Annotated in this window: 12 protein-coding genes; 7 read left to right on the top strand and 5 right to left on the bottom strand. The window is 65.2% G+C overall.

The genetic code is table 11. The annotated features are described in order from the left end of the window. Positions 1 to 61: 61 nt before the first annotated feature. The 5 genes from tssA to P0D89_RS20370 all read right to left on the bottom strand — a co-directional run bounded on the left by tssA (position 62) and on the right by P0D89_RS20370 (position 8024). On the bottom strand, positions 62 to 1150 hold the full coding sequence (tssA, locus tag P0D89_RS20390) for a type VI secretion system protein TssA (RefSeq protein ID WP_408377022.1): 1089 nt from the start codon (positions 1148 to 1150) through the stop codon (positions 62 to 64). Further along, on the bottom strand, positions 1147 to 5031 hold the full coding sequence (locus P0D89_RS20385; RefSeq protein WP_408361692.1) for a type VI secretion protein IcmF/TssM N-terminal domain-containing protein: 3885 nt from the start codon (positions 5029 to 5031) through the stop codon (positions 1147 to 1149). Before P0D89_RS20385 ends, tssA begins: the two co-directional genes overlap by 4 nt. Beyond that, entirely contained in the window at positions 5028 to 6014 is a 987-nt protein-coding gene (locus tag P0D89_RS20380; protein ID WP_408361693.1) for a DotU family type IV/VI secretion system protein, read from the bottom strand. The genes P0D89_RS20385 and P0D89_RS20380 overlap by 4 nt, the downstream gene beginning before the upstream one ends. After that, positions 6007 to 7380 (bottom strand): type VI secretion system baseplate subunit TssK, encoded by a 1374-nt coding sequence (gene tssK, locus P0D89_RS20375; RefSeq protein ID WP_408377020.1) that lies wholly within the window; start codon positions 7378 to 7380, stop codon positions 6007 to 6009. Before tssK ends, P0D89_RS20380 begins: the two co-directional genes overlap by 8 nt. Before the next feature lie 137 nt (positions 7381 to 7517). Beyond that, complete coding sequence (locus tag P0D89_RS20370; protein ID WP_408361695.1) at positions 7518 to 8024, bottom strand: hypothetical protein; 507 nt, start codon at positions 8022 to 8024, stop codon at positions 7518 to 7520. A gap of 608 nt (positions 8025 to 8632) precedes the next feature. Between P0D89_RS20370 and tssB the strand changes: the two genes are divergently transcribed. From tssB to tssH, 7 genes are all read left to right on the top strand, one after another. Beyond that, a complete protein-coding gene (gene tssB / locus P0D89_RS20365) occupies positions 8633 to 9199 on the top strand; it encodes a type VI secretion system contractile sheath small subunit (protein WP_408361696.1) in 567 nt (188 codons plus the stop codon). A gap of 26 nt (positions 9200 to 9225) precedes the next feature. Beyond that, complete coding sequence (tssC, locus tag P0D89_RS20360; protein ID WP_408361697.1) at positions 9226 to 10704, top strand: type VI secretion system contractile sheath large subunit; 1479 nt, start codon at positions 9226 to 9228, stop codon at positions 10702 to 10704. Positions 10705 to 10795: 91 nt separating this feature from the next. Further along, positions 10796 to 11302, top strand: coding sequence for an Hcp family type VI secretion system effector (locus P0D89_RS20355; protein WP_408361698.1), 507 nt, complete (start codon positions 10796 to 10798; stop codon positions 11300 to 11302). A 74-nt stretch (positions 11303 to 11376) separates the two neighbouring features. After that, positions 11377 to 11820, top strand: a complete 444-nt coding sequence (tssE, locus tag P0D89_RS20350) for a type VI secretion system baseplate subunit TssE (protein ID WP_408361699.1) — start codon at positions 11377 to 11379, stop codon at positions 11818 to 11820. Beyond that, the gene (gene tssF, locus P0D89_RS20345) at positions 11804 to 13591 is read left to right on the top strand and encodes a type VI secretion system baseplate subunit TssF (RefSeq protein WP_408361700.1); all 1788 of its coding nucleotides are present in this window, start codon (positions 11804 to 11806) and stop codon (positions 13589 to 13591) included. The genes tssE and tssF overlap by 17 nt, the downstream gene beginning before the upstream one ends. Further along, positions 13555 to 14652, top strand: coding sequence for a type VI secretion system baseplate subunit TssG (gene tssG / locus P0D89_RS20340; RefSeq protein WP_408361701.1), 1098 nt, complete (start codon positions 13555 to 13557; stop codon positions 14650 to 14652). Before tssF ends, tssG begins: the two co-directional genes overlap by 37 nt. Further along, entirely contained in the window at positions 14649 to 17237 is a 2589-nt protein-coding gene (tssH, locus tag P0D89_RS20335) for a type VI secretion system ATPase TssH (RefSeq protein ID WP_408377017.1), read from the top strand. Before tssG ends, tssH begins: the two co-directional genes overlap by 4 nt. Positions 17238 to 17284: the final 47 nt, after the last annotated feature.

Here is a 17284-nt window from a genome sequence, read left to right as displayed (position 1 = left end):
AGGTTATCGCGTTAATGCGCCAGGTTTTTCGCCGCCGACATATGTCCCTGAAACCCCCGTTTCATTTCGTCTTCTCCGCTTCATCCGGCAGCAGCCCCAGAAACGCCCAAAACTTTTTTCCATCGACGTCGCCTGATGTCAGTTCACGCAGCAGCACCGGCAACGGCTTGCTCCCCCACTCCAATGCTCGCTGGATCAGGTACGGCACTGGACTGTGCGGCTCGTAGCGCGCCAGGTATTCCGCGATCACCCCCAATTGCCGGTACGCGTCCTCCCTGCTGTGTGGTACGCCTGAGGCTGCCGGCACCGGTGCTTGCGCGGGCGCTCCGGCCACTGCTGCAGCATCGCCCGCCACGACGGCAAGCGGCGGATCGGAATTCGGATGCATAGCCAGACACTCCGTCAACACAAGTCCTGCTTGGTTCATCGTTTCCGTCAGCGATGCGAAGCTAGGCGCCTCGCTGCCGAGTCGCGGCGTACACCACGCGTCCAGTTGCTCGATCAGCGGCCGCGCCTTCGCAAGCGCATCGCGCTCGAGTCGCAGATACGCCGGCGAGGCCACGCGGGCGGCCTCCTGCAACGCAGCCGAGGTGCGTGCCGCCGCCTCCTTCTTCGCAGCAGGCACGTCTTTCCGCGCAGTCGCCGCGACCGTCGCACGCTGCGCGCTTTGCCATTGTGCGAGCGTTCCGCGCAAACCGTCGGGGCCTTCGAAAAGCTCGATCTGCCCCGACAACAGATCTGCATACGCACCGGCGAGCCAGCCAATGGGAGCAGCCCGAAATCCAAGATCGCCGTCGCGTGGCAACGGGTGCAGATCGTTCCAGTAACGCTCGCACAAACCCACCATCAGCTGAAAACAGTGCGGTAGCGCAGGTAAGCCGTAACGGTTCAGCCACGCCTCGCCGAGCCACGCGGCGATCGTCAGATCCTTGCTGCGGTTCGACAGCACGCGGCGGCATCCCGCTTCCACTACCGGCCACTCGGCAACCTTCAGGGTGGTCTGCCAGATGCCGGCCGGCACGCTCGAATCGTCGGCGCGGCGCGCCGTCCGGATTGCTTCGTACTCGGGATCGTGGATGAGCGACACACCGCACGGCTGATCACCAGGCAGCGGCTGCAACAGCGCGTCGATGTCGAGTTCAGGCATCATCCGTGATCCGCCTGTGCATTGCCATCCGTTGGATAAGTCACCGTCGTGGTTACGCCTCTGCCGTCATAGCCGGGCGCCGTGAATGGCAGATCCGGGATCGCCTGCGGCGCCTTCGCGCCCCCGAAGCCCACGCGCATATACATCCTCGCGATCTGAACCATGCCGCTGCGATCGCGCACGGGCACCGTCAACAACAGTCGTGGCGACAGCCCCGCGCTCGTGAGGCTGGCATCCTCCGGCATCAGGTGCAGGCGCACGAACCGCAGCAAAGCCCATGTGTCCGAGGTGCTCCAGGTTGCCAACCCCTTCTCGCCCGAGAGGGTCGGCTGCGCCGTGTCGAACATTGGTTGCCACGGCGCATCCTTAGCCCAGCGCAGGCTAAGCGAGACCGGCTGCCCGGGCTTCCATCGCAACGCGGGCTCACCGGAGCCCGGATAAGTGAGCGTATCGCTACCGCTCGCGAGCTTCCATTCGATGACCTGATCGGCCCCTACCTCGTCGGCGCGATCGACACGCCATTCGACGTTCAGCTCCACGCCTTGCAACGTACCGTCGGCGCCGCGTGCGAGCAAGCCGTCGAGCCAGGGCTTTGCGCTCGCCAGTTGCGCGATGAACGCCGCGGAGCCGTCCGCGCGCCCTCGCCCGGCCGCGGTCGCCGCTGCGAGTCCCGCCTGCGCCTGGGGCAACTGGGTGTCGAGCAGCGCGACGAACGCCGCGGTCTGCCGCAGGTCGGCAGCCGGCGCGGTGGCATCGGACGCAAAGGGGAAGTGTCCGGCCAGATAACGCGCGAAAAAGCTGCGGATCTGTTCGTAGGCCTGCATGCCGGTGCCCGTCTGCAATCTGAAGCACTGCTCACGAGCCGACGACACGAGACGCGTGCCGGCGCTCGCGACAATATCGCCCGATGGCGGCACGCTGACCTGCTCGAGCGACGCCCTGCAATTGCCGAGGTCCAGCTTGTCCAACTGACCGGCGATGATGGTCTGCACGGCGATCATCGCGCTCGCCGGACTCTTCGCCCGGTACTGCACGAGGTCACCTGATAGCGCTTTCCAGCGGCTCACGAGGTGTGCATCGGCCGGATTGAGCGGCGGCTTCTGCGCATTCAGCCAGTCGAGCGCGCCGGCGGGCCCGTCCGCCAGATCGGCAATCGCTGCTGCCTGAGCCGCGAGATAGGCTTGCAGCGCTTGCGGCGAGGCGGCGCCAAAGGCCCGCAACGAACCACCCGGCTGGCCGTCCCAATCCGAAAAATCACCGCGCACCGGACGGAACGGCGCGAGTTCCTGCAACTGCGCATCAGCGACCCGCAGCACGACCAGCGCTGCGTCGCTCACGCGCAGCGCAACGGTCGTCGCGAGATCGTCGCGGCCCAACGAATCGAAGGCGGCGATCAGATCCAGCGCGCTCTTATGCAACGCGTCGAATTGCGCCGCGGTCTCCGCGACCGAGCCGCTGCCCTGCTGTGCCATCATTTGCGCCGGCGTCGACAGCGCGGCCAGCATGCTTTTTACCGCCTCGTTACCAGCTGCCGCCAGCAGTGCGGGCCGATAGGCATCGGGCGCTTGCGCGAGCGGCCCTGCAACGTATTGCCGGTACGCGGGCAAGACGGCGAGCGCGCGTTGCACGGTGCTGCTATCGACACTGCGGATCGCTGTGTCGGTATTGCCGCCTGTCGCCGCGAACGGTTGTGCCAGCAACGTGTGCAAGGCCTCGCGCAGGGGCGGCAGGTCGGCGGACAGTTGCAGCCCGTTAGCCGACGTGGCGCTCAGCACCCCTGGGAGACTACCGTTTGCCAGCCAGCGGGAGGCGAATGCGGTCCGCGCCTCCTGCTCGTGCGCCAGCACCGCCTGCACCGGCGCTGCGCCGATCAGTTGCAGATGCTGTGCCGTATCGAAAGTGGCCGTCAAGCCCGGTACCAATTCCTTGCCACGTGCGCTGGCCCAGCCATGATTGGCCGCGTCGACCTGCACCGCCAACGCATCAATGCTGTTGGCGAGCGTGGACAAGGCCCCGTCCGCAGGCGCGGCGCCCGGCGCGCGCAATTGCGCCAGCAGCGACTGCACCTGGGCTGCGTTAGTCGTCAGCGTTGAGTCCGCATAGACCTGGTCGAACCACATATCGAACGACTGCTCAAAGCACGCGCTCACGCCTAGTCGTACACTCGCGGCCTGCGCGCCGTCCAGCGACACCGTGCCGCCTTCGAGGGTGGTGGCGCGCAGCGCCGCATCGAGCTGCGTCCGATCCGCGACATGCTCCGGCGCGAGCTGCACGCCGGCAGCTTCGCGCATCAGTTGCGTCAACATCGCGAGATTGCCGCTGCCGGCATGCACCAGTTCGTTATACCGTCCAATCCAGTGTTCGGTTTGCGCCGCGTCGTTGACGAGTCGCGTTCCGGTCACGAACGCCGGCAGGTCCTGCGGCCTCGCGACCGCCTGCTCGGCCGCGTCCGGTTGGGCGGCCTGGCTCAAACCGCACGAGGAGTCTACGAGCCGCGCCGTCAGCCGGTCATGCAGGGGTTCGAAGACGAGTCCGCGTAAAACATGCCGCTGCGCGTCGGTGAGCTCGCCTTCCAGGAACAGGTACGAAAGCGGCATGAACGGTGAGCTCAGTTCCCAGCGTGGCGCCTTGAACAACGCCTCCCGCACGCTTTTCAGCGCACTCGTGACGGCCGCCGGGCCGCGATCGGATTCCCGATAAGTCGCTCGCGCGACCGTGAGCGAATCGTACGCGGCGCTCAGTGCGCGCGCATCGCTGCGCAGATGCCACCACGAGATCGCCATCCCGGCGCACCAGCAGACCGCGAGCGCGGCGGCGCAGACGGTCGCCACGCGGTGCCAACGCGTACGCAGAGCCAGCACACGCGGCATCGGCAGCGCGAGGCCCTGCCCGCTCAGCAGCACATCGTGCCACAGTCGCCCGGCGAAGCTCGGCGCGTTGACGCGCAAGGCCGGCCCGATGACCGGTTCTTCGGCAGCCAACCGATCGGGCACCTCGCCGATGCAGTAAACGCCGCGCAACATCGGCGCCGTACCGTCCGCCGCGCCGCGCAGGACCAGATCCACGCGTTCGCGCAACGGCACGCGCAACCGGTCGAGGCGCTGGGGCAACAGGAACAGTGCGTCGCCAACGCTACCGTTCAGCGTGCCAAGTTCGACGATCGTTTCCGCCAGTGCCGTTCGCATCGAAACAAACGCTTCGTCGAGCCACACGTCTTCATAGGGACGCCGCAACGCATAAGGCGACGCCCACCCCAGCGTGGCACCGCTCGCCGCGCCTTGCAGACCGCCCGCAAGATCGTCGAAACCTGGCAGTGCATTGCAATTGCTGATCACGATATACAGCGGCAGCATCAGGCCGAACTGTCGTTGCACGGCGATGAGCTTGCGCGACGACTCGAGCGCCATCGCACTCATCTCGCGCGGCTCGCCGTCCTCCGTGACGAGCGTCTCGGCCGCGATCACCCACACGATCGCATCAAGGGGACGCCCAGCCCGGTTGCGCAGCAAGGCGCGCACCAGCCGGCGCGACTCGGCCAACCGGCGATCCGTCGCAGGCAGCGCCAGCACATCGTGCGGTTCGGCGATCAATAGCCCTTCCGCGTCGTTCCAGACGCGTCCAAACCACGCGGGCTCACCCACAGGGCTCAGGCGCCAGCCGCGGCAGAGTGCATCGAGGGCGGCCGGCGCGCCGGTGGCGAGAATACGCGGGACCGAATAGGGATCGTTCACGCTCATGCGCACGTGAGCCGCGCGCACCGTCGCTGCGAAACTGCGCATCGACCGCTCGTCCTGACGCGCATGCCAGAAGCGCAGCGCGACGGCAAGCACGAGCCCGAGCAGCAGCAGCGAGATGAGGATCAGCAGGATCGTGATCAAGGTCACGGCCGGCCCTTCCCTGCATTCGCGGTCGTGTGCCAGGCAACCGCAGTCGTATTCACCGCTGGCGCCACCGGTACCGCGGTCAGCACATTGCTTCGCGGCGGTGCCGGGCTATCGGTCACAGCAGGCTGCGTGCGCGGTGTGATCGGCGTTCGCACGACTGCGCCGGAAACACTCGAGTTGCTCGCGGGGGCGGACGCAGGCGCAGGCGTCGCGTCCGCCAGCGCGATGGCTTGAAACTGCGCCACCGCCGGCCGTACGCCCGCTGTCGCGACGGACCATAGCAGGTGCGACACACCGAGCAGCACACAGACGACGACGCCGAGCAGCACGAGAAAACGTGCGTTGTCCGGAAACATTTTGGTAAGCGAAACCGTTCGATGGGGTGCCAGTGCCACGCGCTCAAGCGGCGCGGACAGATGGGCGGGCTCCGCATCGCGTTGCAAGGCGAACGCAAACAGCGCATGACGCAGTTGATCGTGGCGCAGCGCGCCCGCCGCGCCACGCAGACGGCCCCTGAAACCCAGGATCAGACAGGCCAGGTAGACATTAGCGAGATCGCGTTGCGACGCGTCACGCTGCGTAAGGAGCGCTTCGATCGCATCGGGCAAGCGTTCGCCTGCCGCGCGTGTGCCGAACACCCGTACCTCGAGCGGTTTTGCTTCCCAGGCGGCATGGCCCGGCCAGTCGGAGAACAGCAGAAGTTCGTCGAGCAGCGCGACGAACGCATACTGCGCCGCTGCAATATCAGCCTCGCCAGCGGCGCCCGTCCATGCCATTGCTTCGCGCGCCAACCGGCGAGTCACCGAAGCCAGTTGCGCAGCCACCTTATCGGCCACGTTGTCGGCTTGCGCAAGCACCTCGAGTGGCGCTTCAGTAGCGCGGCTCAGCGCGTCGCGCGTTTCCATCGCGCGCCCGAACGCGTCAACGAACGCGCGCGTAAGCGGTGCGCGTTCGTCGCCGGAGATGGCCGCGTAGTCACTCATTGGCGCCGCGCCCCGCTTCGCCGGATGGATCGTTCACCTCGCCAGCCGGCGTGAAGAGCTGCACCGCCCACGGCGCGGCGCCACGCACACCCGCACCGACATCGATATGCAGCGGTTGCGCCGGATCGAACCAGGTCGTGTCGAGTGCGACCACGAACATCGCGGTATCGTCGCCGGCGCTGTACGTCGCCCGCTCATCGCGCGACAGCCGCCGCCGCGCCAGCCCGCGCATGCGTTGCCGCGACAGGGTCGGCAAATGCGCACGTGAAGCAATCGCCGTTTGCTCCAACCAGGTACTGGCGTCATGCTCAGCGGCATCGCCCGGCATGCGCAGACCGATCACCAGTTCGCTCGGAGCGGCTGCTCCTGCATCCGCCGGCAGATCGATCCAGAATCCGCCCGCTTCGGCGGTGAACTGGCGCACCCGATAGCCCTGACGCACCGTCGAAAGTGCCGCGTCGATCCACTCGAGCAGCGGTTCAAACGACGCCAGCAACTCCGCATAGTCGAACGGCGCGAACGTCGGCACGCCACGGGTCGGCCGCAGGCTCGCCAGGCCTCCCGCCATGCCGGCGAGGATGCGGTAAAGATCGAGTGGATGAACCGCGCGCGAATGCAGCGCGGCCTCGACTTCGGGCAAGCGCATCCACAACGCAGCCAGTTGCCGCTCGATCTGTCCGGCGTCGTCGCGCTCGCCAGCGCGACGTGCCGCATCGAGGCGGCCGGACAGGAATACGCACTTTTCCCGGGCGCGCATCGCGATGCGCACGATGCGCTGCCCAAGCGGCGATTCCGGCCCGATGAATGGACAAGGCGGCACGTACTCGGTGAGCGCAACGCCGCCGCCCTGCTGACGCAACTGCATCAAAGGCAACCGTTCGTATTCCTGATTGCCAAGATCGGTCATCAGGTGCAACCTCGGTCGCCATGTGGTTATCGTGGTGGGTTCGGTGCCGGTCGTCAGATCGGGCACACCTTGCGTTTGATGCTGCTGGTAGCGGGCGCCGCGCTGATCGATCTGGCCGCCGCGGTAGAGTGGCGGCACAGCCAGATACACGATGACGACCTGATCCGGCGAACTGAATGCCTGGCGCACGTCGATCTGCAGCACAGGATCGTCCGCGGTGTGACGGATAGGCAGACCGTCAGGCAGGATGGCATCAAGCTGGGTGATGCGCACTAGCCCTTCGGCAAGCCCCGCCTCTTCCTGCTCCAACGTCAGCACGCCCCAGTAGTACGGCCGGGCCGCGCCAGCCAGTAGCGCCGCGTGTCCAGCCGCGTGCAGGGCCTGGGTCTGGAAATGCTGCGGAAGCAACGGCATGCCCTCGAACCAGCAAATCGCATCCGGAAACAGATTGCGCATCATAGTTGGCCACTAGCCCTTTGGTTGCCGCGCTTGTTGCCACGCGGAACGGCGCGGATACGGACGGACGCCGTCGTTCGCCCACTGCCAGGGCGCCGTCGTGTCGCGGCCATCGAGGTCGTCGAAGTTCATGGTCCGCTCTAGCGTGCGACCAACTGAAGATCCTGGTCGCCCAGGACGAGCAGCGGCTTCGACGGACCACCGTCGAGCCGCACCCGGTGGGCGCCAGTCGTCTGGTAGTCGGCGAACACCAGCACACCGGCCGCGCGTTGACCATCGAATGAAAATCTAGAGTCCGAAATCTGCTGACCAGGCACGAGTTCGTACGAAATGACGCTTAGATCTTTCGGATAGTCGCGCCGCAACTGCTCGCGCTGCGCGAACCATTTTGCAGACGGTAAGCCAAGCAATGTTTCGAGCAATTGAGGATTCCGCACCAATACGGCATCGACTGCAATCGGTGTATCGAGGTTTGCCTGCGCCGCCACCTGGATGGATAGCGAGTCGACCTTGACGCGCGGCAGCGACGCCGAGCAACCCGCGACGCACAGCATGGCCACGAGCGGCATCGACCACAGCCCAGGCGACCGGCGCCGCTGGCCAGCGGCAAGTCGAAAAGCATCGATCACGGCGATATCCCCTTTCACGTCGTCTCCCGTTGCGCCAGCGCGCAACATCGCCATGTTTAAAACGCACGCGAGACGCAACCGTCCTCATCTGTTTTGTCGTGTGCCGGGCATCGCTCTGTCTCCCCTGACGCTTTCGCGCATCACGTTCCGCAGCGAGCGTAGTCTACAAGCACCGCCTCTCAGACCGCAATGGCCGTTTCACTGGGTCGTGACACTGCCATGAAACTGTCACTACGGGTGAGTTCTACTCCCGCACGACGCTTCGACGCAAACGTTAAATATCGTTTGAATTTCACTGAAGACTATCGTAGAGTATTTTTGTCTGAGCTATTTGCGGCGGTCGGAATTTTTTTCGGATTCCTGCCGACGTCGTTTTCCGGGGTTGGGTGCGCCTTGCGATCGAAAGGTAATAACCTTTCGGTGGTGCCTTGCGCGCGCTATCTTCTGTTGCAGTCACGCAGTGCGGCGCGATCGCGATTCGATTGCCCGAGGGTATGCGCTCGTCTTCGCGCAGGCCTTCACGCAGCTTGATATCGGAAGCGGGATTTGTCGCGCGAGAAAGAAAAGAAGCGGTGCATGCACCGCGCTATTAACGCGTCATAAGAAGCAATACCGAGGAGCGACCCATGGCCGACAGTACCCAACACTGGTTCGAGAGGAACCGCCCGCCGCGCGTCCAGATTACCTACGACGTCGAAACCGGCAATGCAATCGAGAAAAAAGAGCTGCCGCTGGTGGTCGGCATCCTTGCGGATCTGTCGGGCCAGCCCGAGGCACCGCTAGCCAAGCTGTCGGAGCGCCGATTCGTCGACATCGATCGCGATAATTTCAACGACGTAATGGGCTCGATCGGGCCGCGCGTCACCCTCCAGGTCGACAATACGCTCGCTGGCGACGGCAGCAAAATCAACGTCGCGCTCAAATTCCAGCATATCGACGACTTCGATCCAGTGCAGATCGTCCAGCAGATCGCGCCGCTCAAGCAGCTCTACGATGCACGACTGCGCCTGCGCGACCTGCTCACCAAGCTCGACGGAAACGACGAGCTCGACAAGCTGCTGCAGGACGTGGTGCACAACACGCAGGGGTTGGCCGAAATCAAGTCTGCGCATCCGCAAGACGGCGTCGTGGCGCAACTGCCCGCGCCGGCCGATGCGAGTGATCCCGCCGGTGACGCGCCCGCAAACGCCTGAGCCCAGTCCGCCCCAAGGAGACACTGATGTCTGACATACAAGCCACGGCTGCGCCCGCGCAGACCGAAACGCTGACGTTGCTCGATCGCATTGTTCATGACGGCCGCATGGCTCACGACGACGAGCAGCAGCAGCACGCCCGCGAACTGCTGGCCGAATTCGCGCTGCAGGTGCTCGACAAGAACATGACCGTCAGCCGCGATACTGTCGCGATGATCAACGATCACATCCGCAAGATCGACGAACTGATCAGCGAGCAGCTCAATGAAGTGCTGCACCACGCCGATATGCAAGCGCTCGAAGCGTCGTGGCGTGGCATCCATTACCTCGTGAAGAACAGCGAGACCGGCACGCGCCTGAAGCTGCGCTTGCTGAATGTGTCGAAGAAGGACCTGCAAAACGACCTGGAAAAGGCGATCGACGTCGACACCAGTGCGCTTTTCAAGAAGGTCTACGAAGAAGAATACGGCACCTTTGGCGGCCATCCGTTCAGCGTGCTGATCGGCGACTACTATTTCAGCCGCCAGACGCCTGACGTCAGCCTGCTCGAGAAGATCGCCTCGGTTGCGGCAGCAGCTCACGCGCCTTTCATCTCGGCGGCGCATCCGCAATTGTTCGACATGGGCAGCTTCACCGAACTCAGCGTGCCGCGCGATCTGTCGAAGGTGTTCGAGACGATCGACATGGCCCGCTGGCGCGAATTCCGCAAGAGTGAAGACTCGCGCTATGTGGCGCTGGTCTTGCCGCATATACTGATGCGACGTCCTTATCATCCGGACAGCAATCCGGTGGAAGGCATGAGTTTCGTCGAAGACGTCGACGGCACTGAACATTCAAAGTACCTGTGGGGCAACGCGGCCTATGCGCTCGGTCAGCGCATCACCAACGCCTACGCGCAATACAGCTGGTGTGCCGCGATCCGCGGTGTGGAGGGCGGCGGTGCAGTCGAAAAACTGCCGGATCACATCTTCCAGACCGCTTCGGGCGACAAGGCAATGAAATGTCCGACCGAGATCGCGATTACGGACCGGCGCGAAAAGGAGCTCGATTCGCTCGGCTTCATCGCGCTGTGCCACAGGAAGAGCGAGGGGCAGGCAGTCTTCTTCGGCGGCCAGACCGCCAACAAGCCCGCGGTCTACAACACCAATGAAGCCACCGCTAATGCACGCATTTCGGCCATGCTGCCTTATGTGCTCGCCGCGTCGCGTTTCGCGCATTACATGAAGGTGATCATGCGCGACAAGGTGGGCAGCTTCATGACGCGCGACAACGTGCGTTCCTACCTGAACACCTGGATCGCCGACTACGTGCTGCTCAACGACAATGCGCCGCAGGAAATCAAGGCGCAGTATCCATTGCGCGAGGCGCGCGTCGACGTGACGGAGGTTGCCGGCAAGCCCGGCGCCTACAAGGCGACGGTGTTCCTGCGGCCGCACTTCCAGCTCGAGGAGCTCACTGCTTCGATCAGGCTCGTCGCAACGCTGCCGCCGTCTGCAGCGGCCTGATTTTCTCCGGTCCTGTAGTACTCCACCGCCATCGGCGCGGCGCGGCCATCCCGGCACGCGCCGCTTCTACACGTTTCAGGAGCACCCGGTCATGGATTCGATCATTCTCGATCTCGGCAGCGACATCAAAGGCGAATGCACCCTTCAAGGCTATACCGACAAGATCGAATTGATGTCATATAGCCACAACGTGGCGATGCAGGTTACCAACGACGTCAGCAACTCAGAGCGCACCTCGGGCAAGCCGCATGTCGGCGAGTTTACCGTCACGAAGTTCATCGACGTCTCCACGCCGACGTTGAACGAATACTGCTGCGCCGGCAAGGCGTTGGCGAGTGCGACGGTGATCGTCGGCCGCAATGCTGCTGAAGGCGATGGCAAGATCATGCCCTTCATCACCTACACGCTCAACAACGTGGTGTTGAGCAACGTCAGCGTGTCGGGCGGCGCCGGCAGCAAACCGGTCGAAACGCTGTCACTGAACTTCACGAAGATCAAGTGGGAACTGACGGCGCAGAAGGACGACGGCTCAAAGGAAGGCACCGCCGCCTCGACCTGGGATCTCGCGGCCAACCTGGTTGTCAAGGAAGGCGCCTGATCCATCGAGTCACCTACCTCCTGCGTTCCTCGCTTGTGAGGCATCATGCCCCCGTTGACGCTCCCGCCGCGCCGATGCCGCTCTTTGAGCGGCTTGAGGACGACGCCCCGTTCGCGCTCGCCGAAATGCCGGCGCAACGCACGCTCACGCCCGCCGGGCTGCGCGCCTCGGTGCGCGGCGAATTGATGCGGCTGCTCAACACACGGCGCGGGCGCACGGGCGCACGCCGGCCGCTCGACGTGCTCGATTACGGCCTGCAGGACTGGAGCGCGCGCGACGCCGCGCGGGCCGAGGACCGCAGCGGGCTCGAGCGCGCGGTGGTCGAGGCGATCATGGCGTTCGAGCCGCGCCTCAAACAGCCACGCGCGCTGGTCGAACCGGAGCCGGACGCGCCCTGGCGGCTGCGGCTGCGCATCATGGGAACCCTTGACGTCGGCGCCGGCCCCTGGCCGGTCGTCTTCGTCGCACAACTCGCCGACGGCCAGCCGGTCGGAGTGGTCGATGAACGAATCGCTTGACGATCTGCTGCTCGATTACTATCAGCGTGAACTGATCTATTTGCGGCGCGCGAGCGAGAGCTTCGCGCAACGCTATCCGAAGATCGCCAGCCGCCTGGAACTGGGGCCGGGCGAAAGCGGTGATCCGCATGTCGAGCGTCTGATCGAAAGTTTCGCTCTCCTGACTGCGCGCATCCAGCGCACCCTCGACGACGAATACTCGGAGCTGACCGACGGCCTGCTCGAGCAGTTCTACCCGTATGCGGCGCGGCCCTTGCCGTCCATGACCATCGTGCAGCTCGAAGCGGACCCAACGCAAGGCAGCGTCGCCACCGGCTACGTGGTGCCGCGCAATACGCCGCTGGTCCACGTGATGGTCGACGGCACAGCGGTGCGCTGGCGCACCTCGGCCGACGTGACACTCTGGCCGATCGTGCTCGAAGAGGCCCAGATGCTCAACGCCGAAGAGGCGCAGACCGCCACCGGCGACCCGAGCCTGCAAGCGGCGCTGCGCCTGTCGCTGCGTACAACCGGTCTGCACCGCTTCGGTGGCTTGCCTGTCGAGCGCTTGCGGGTCCGGCTCGCGGGCTCGCCAGTCAGCGCCGCGACCCTTTACGATCTGCTGTGCGCACATGGCGCGAGCGTCTACGTCCAGGCGCCCGGCGGCCCAGTGCGACCCATCGCCGGCAAGCCAGGACCCATTGGCTTCGCCGACCACGAAGCGTTGCTGCCGCTCGAGGATGGCGTGCATCCGGCGTGCCGCCTGCTTGTCGAGTATTTCGCCTTCCCCGAAAAATTTGCCTTCTTCGATCTGCCGTTCGTCACGCCCCCGGACGCCGGCGACCGGCTTGATCTGTTGATAGGACTCAGCGCGGCGCCAGGCGGCCGTCTCACGCTCCACGCGCAGGACTTCGAGCTAGGTTGCACACCGGCGCTGAATCTCTTCGCGCGCACCTCGGAACCGCTGCGCCCCGACGGTACTCAGCGCGAACTGCGCGTGAGCCCCGATGCCCACCGCGAAGCCAGCACCGAAATCTATGCGGTGTGCAAGGTGCGCTCGGTGAGCGGCCGCGAAGTCGTCGAAGTGCCACCGTACTACGGCGTGCAGCACGGCAGCGGTTCGACGCTCTACTGGCATGCCCGGCGTGTGACGGGCATGCATCGGTCGCGACCCGGCAGTGACATGATGCTGACCTTCGTCGACGCCTGCTTCGATCCGGCGAGCCCCGCCACGCGCACGCTCACCGCTGATCTGCTCTGCACGAACCGGCACCTGGCGCACACGCTCGAACCCGGCACGCTGCTGTCGTTTGAGCAGCCAGGCCCGGTGGCCAGTGTGCGGATCGCCCATCGTCCAACCCGGCAGAGCTTCGCCGCGCTCGACGGCAGTTCACGCTGGCGTCTCGCTTCCCAGTTCGTACTCAATCACACGCCGCTGGTCGCGGGACCGCAGGCGCTGCAATCCTTGCGTGAAATGCTGGAGCTGCACAACCTCGCGGCGAACCCCAGCGCGCGCCGGCAGATCACCGGGCTCATGAGCGTGAGCAGCGAAGCGATCGTCGGACATGTCGGCTCCGACTTGTGGCGCGGCTGGCAGAACGGCCTGAAAGTACGTATCGAACTCGACCACACGCATTTCGTCGGCGCCAGTCCGGTGATGTTTTCTGGGGTGTTGGCAACCTTCTTCTCGCTGTACGCGAGTGTCAATCGTTTCGTGCATACCACTCTGATGCGCGACGGCAGGGAGATTCACGCATGGCGGCCAACCCAGAGCAGTCCGCTCGTTCTGTAGCGCAGCGGCTGTTCGACGAACCGTATGCCTTCGAATTTGCGCAGGCAGTGCGGCTGCTCGAACTGTTGCGCCCCGGTTCGGTGCCGCTCGGCACGGGTCTCGATCCGCGCGCCGAAGCGCTTACGCTATCCGGCGCGCTCGCGCCGGTGTTCGCGCCGAGCGCGCTGGGCGCGTTGCGGCGCGCGGCGCCCCGTGCGCTCGCCGTCACGACAGACACCACCGACGACCGAGCGCCGCAACCCGAACTGGAAGTCAACGCGTTCGGCCTGGGCGGGCCTGACGGCCCCTTGCCGGACGCGTATCAGGAATGGTTGCAAGACCGCTTGAGACAGAAAGATACCTCCGCGGTCGCGTTCCTCAACCTGTTTCAGCACCGGCTGCTAGCGTTGCTCTACCGGGCGCAGCGCAAATACCGTATCGCCGATCCGTTTCTCGCGCCGCTGCATAGTCCCGCGCAGACGATCCTGCGCGGCTTGACCGGCCTGCCGCTGCCCAAACGCGGCGCAGCAACGCCAGCCGGCGGCCTCCATGTCTCGGCAATTCTTGCGCGCGCGGGACTGATGGCCAACCGGCGCCGCTCGCTGGCTGGCTTCGACGTGATCGCGCAGCACCATTTTGGCCTGCCGGTGCGCTCGTCGCCGTTCGCCGGCGGCTGGCGCACGCTGCCTGAAGAAAGCCAGACCCGGATCGGCCGGCGCGGCTGCAACCACCTCCTCGGACAAGGCACGGTGGTCGGCACGCGGATCTGGGACGAGCATCGCGGCATTCGCATTGAGATCGGCCCCCTGCCGCTCGCGAGCTACCAATCGTTTCTTCCAGGCGGCCGCTGTCATGCGGACCTGCATGCGCTCGCCGCGGCTTACTTCGGCACTGATCTGTACCAGCACCTCGACCTGCATCTCGCCGCCGGACAGCAGCCCAAGGCACAGCTTTCGCGGCAAGCGCCACTGCGGCTCGGCTGGACCGCTTGGGTCGGCGCGAGCGACACGCCGCCTGCGCGCACGACCCATACCCGCCTCGGCGCCAGGCACCCCGGTGAGCGTAGCGGAGCCGCCGGATGAGCCTCGACCTGAAGACACTGGTCGGCACACTCGAACGCTCCGCGCGCGGCGCACTCGAACGGGCTGCGCAGCGTTGCCTGCAGCTGACCCATTTCGAGGTGGAGATCGAGCATCTACTGGTTGAACTGATCGATATCGAGGGTGGCGACCTCGCTTGCGTGCTGCCTCACTTCGCGCTGGAGCGCGATGCGCTGATCGCCGAGATCAACCGTGCGCTCGAAAAATTCAAGCGCGGCAATACCCGCACGCCGTCGTTCTCGCGCAATCTCGTCATGCTGCTTCAGGATGCCCTTGTCCTGTCGACGGTAGTGCTGCAGGAGCCGCTGGTGAGTTCGGGCACCTTGCTGTTGGCGCTGCTCGAGAGCGATGCGATGTGCGCGCAGCTGTCCGCCAGCGTGCCGTCGATCCTGCGCGTCTCGCGCGCCTCGCTGCGGATGAACCTGAAAGCATGGCTCGAGCCGTCGAGCGAACGCGGCGCGGCGGCCATGGGCTCGCATGCGAGTGGCCTGAGCGGCCAACTCAGTTCAAGCCGCGCGAGCGGCGCTGACGGCGCAGCGTCGGCACTCGATCAATACACACTGGACCTGACCGCCGAAGCGCGTGCCGGACGCATCGATCCGATCGTCGGACGCAATGGGGAAATTCGCCAGACCGTCGATATCCTCCTGCGGCGCAGGCAAAACAACCCGATCCTGGTCGGCGCGCCAGGCGTGGGCAAGACCGCGGTCGTCGAAGGGCTTGCGCTGCGGATTGCCGCCGGCGAAGTGCCGCCGCCGCTCGCGGCCGTCGCGCTGCGCGTGCTCGATCTCGCGTTGCTGCAGGCGGGCGCGGGCGTCAAGGGCGAGTTTGAGCAACGCCTGAAGAGCGTGATCGACGAAGTCAAACGCTCGGCGCAGCCCGTCGTTCTCTTCATCGACGAGGCCCATACGATGATCGGCGCCGGCGGCGCCGAGGGCCAAAGCGACGTCGCAAACATATTGAAGCCGGCACTGGCGCGCGGCGAACTGCGCACGATAGCGGCCACCACCTGGCTCGAATACAAGAAGTATTTCGAAAAGGACCCCGCGCTGGCGCGGCGCTTCCAACTGGTGCAGGTCGAAGAGCCCGACGAGCAGACCGCGGTCGCGATGCTGCGCGGCGTCGCGACCAAACTCGAGGAACATCATGGCGTCGCCGTGCTCGAAGCGGCGATCGTCGACGCGGTGAAGCTGTCGCATCGCTATATCTCCGGCCGCCAGTTGCCCGACAAGGCGATTGCGGTGCTCGACACGGCCTGTGCCCGTGTCGCGCTGGCGCAACACGACACGCCGCCGCAACTGGAAGCCGCACGGCATCGCGAACGCGCGCTGCATGACGAACTGACGCGGCTCAAGCGCGAACTGGTGCTCGGCGCGAACCATGCGGCGCGGCTTGCCGTACTAGACGCCGAACATAAACGCAACGCTGTCCTCGCGCGCGAACTGGAGGCGCGCTGGCAGGAAGAGTCTGCCGCGGTACGGGAAATCCTCAGCACCCGGGTACGACTCGCGACACTCGATCAGGCGCTGAGGGAGCAACCGCAAGGTCCGCTCGGACTCAGCGACGAGCTTGATGACCTGAGCGCGGAACTGGCCCGGCTCGAAAGCGGGCTTGAAGCGATCCGCGACGACGACCCGATGGTGCCGGTCTGCGTGGACTCCAAAGCCGTCGCCGCGGTGATCGCCAGTTGGACCGGGATTCCGGTCGGCAAGATGCTGGCCGACGAAATGCATGCAGTGCGCACCCTCAAGGCGCGCCTCGCGCAGCGCATCATCGGCCAGGACGCGGCGCTCGACAGGATTGCCAAACGCATCCAGGCCTACCGCGCCGGTCTCACCGATCCGTTAAAGCCGGTCGGCGTGTTCCTGCTGGTGGGGCCGACCGGCGTCGGCAAGACCGAGACGGCCTACGCGCTCGCCGACGCGTTGTACGGCGGCGAGCGCAATCTGATTGCGATAAACCTGTCCGAATACCAGGAAGCGCACACCGTGTCGCAGCTGAAGGGCGCGCCGCCCGGTTACGTCGGCTACGGGATGGGCGGCATGCTGACCGAGGCCGTGCGTCGCCGGCCGTACAGCGTGGTGCTGCTCGATGAGATCGAGAAAGCGCATCCCGATGTGCTTGAGGCGTTCTATAACGTCTTCGACAAGGGCACCATGGAAGATGGCACCGGATTGAGCGTCGATTTTCGCAACACGGTGATTCTGGCGACCAGCAATGTGGGCGCCGAACTGCTGCTGCATACGCCCGCCGACCTGCTTGCCACCGACGCCTTCACGCGCAGGTTGCGCGACGTGCTGCTTGAAGCGTTCCGCCCGGCATTTCTGGCACGCATGACCGAAGTGCCTTACCGCCCGCTCGATGACACAGTGCTGCGCGGCATCATCGAAAAGAAACTGGAGGAACTGAGAACGCGATACCACGAATTCACCGGCAAGCAGTTCGATTTTGACGCGGGGATCGTCGCCGCGGTGCTCGGGCGCTGCCGCTCGGCCGGCGCGCGCGAAATCGACAACGTGCTAATGAACGAACTGGTCGGCACGCTCGCGCAGTGGGCGCTCGAATGACGAACGCGATCATCGCGCATCCTGCTCGTTGAAACAAGAACCCGTCT

The organism is Paraburkholderia sp. RL18-085-BIA-A (assembly GCF_046027075.1).
Lineage (GTDB): Bacteria > Pseudomonadota > Gammaproteobacteria > Burkholderiales > Burkholderiaceae > Paraburkholderia.
This window is presented reverse-complemented; position numbering and strand designations above follow the sequence as displayed.

What these genes read in the sequence shown, in the direction of transcription:
- tssH (WP_408377017.1), top strand. Translation starts at nt 14,649, where the DNA reads ATGAGCCTCGACCTGAAGACACTGGTCGGCACACTCGAACGCTCCGCG.
- tssG (WP_408361701.1), top strand. Translation starts at nt 13,555, where the DNA reads ATGGCGGCCAACCCAGAGCAGTCCGCTCGTTCTGTAGCGCAGCGGCTG.
- tssC (WP_408361697.1), top strand. Translation starts at nt 9,226, where the DNA reads ATGTCTGACATACAAGCCACGGCTGCGCCCGCGCAGACCGAAACGCTG.
- tssB (WP_408361696.1), top strand. Translation starts at nt 8,633, where the DNA reads ATGGCCGACAGTACCCAACACTGGTTCGAGAGGAACCGCCCGCCGCGC.
- tssA (WP_408377022.1), bottom strand. Translation starts at nt 1,150, where the DNA reads ATGATGCCTGAACTCGACATCGACGCGCTGTTGCAGCCGCTGCCTGGT.
- tssE (WP_408361699.1), top strand. Translation starts at nt 11,377, where the DNA reads ATGCCGCTCTTTGAGCGGCTTGAGGACGACGCCCCGTTCGCGCTCGCC.
- P0D89_RS20380 (WP_408361693.1), bottom strand. Translation starts at nt 6,014, where the DNA reads ATGAGTGACTACGCGGCCATCTCCGGCGACGAACGCGCACCGCTTACG.
- tssK (WP_408377020.1), bottom strand. Translation starts at nt 7,380, where the DNA reads ATGATGCGCAATCTGTTTCCGGATGCGATTTGCTGGTTCGAGGGCATG.
- P0D89_RS20355 (WP_408361698.1), top strand. Translation starts at nt 10,796, where the DNA reads ATGGATTCGATCATTCTCGATCTCGGCAGCGACATCAAAGGCGAATGC.
- tssF (WP_408361700.1), top strand. Translation starts at nt 11,804, where the DNA reads ATGAACGAATCGCTTGACGATCTGCTGCTCGATTACTATCAGCGTGAA.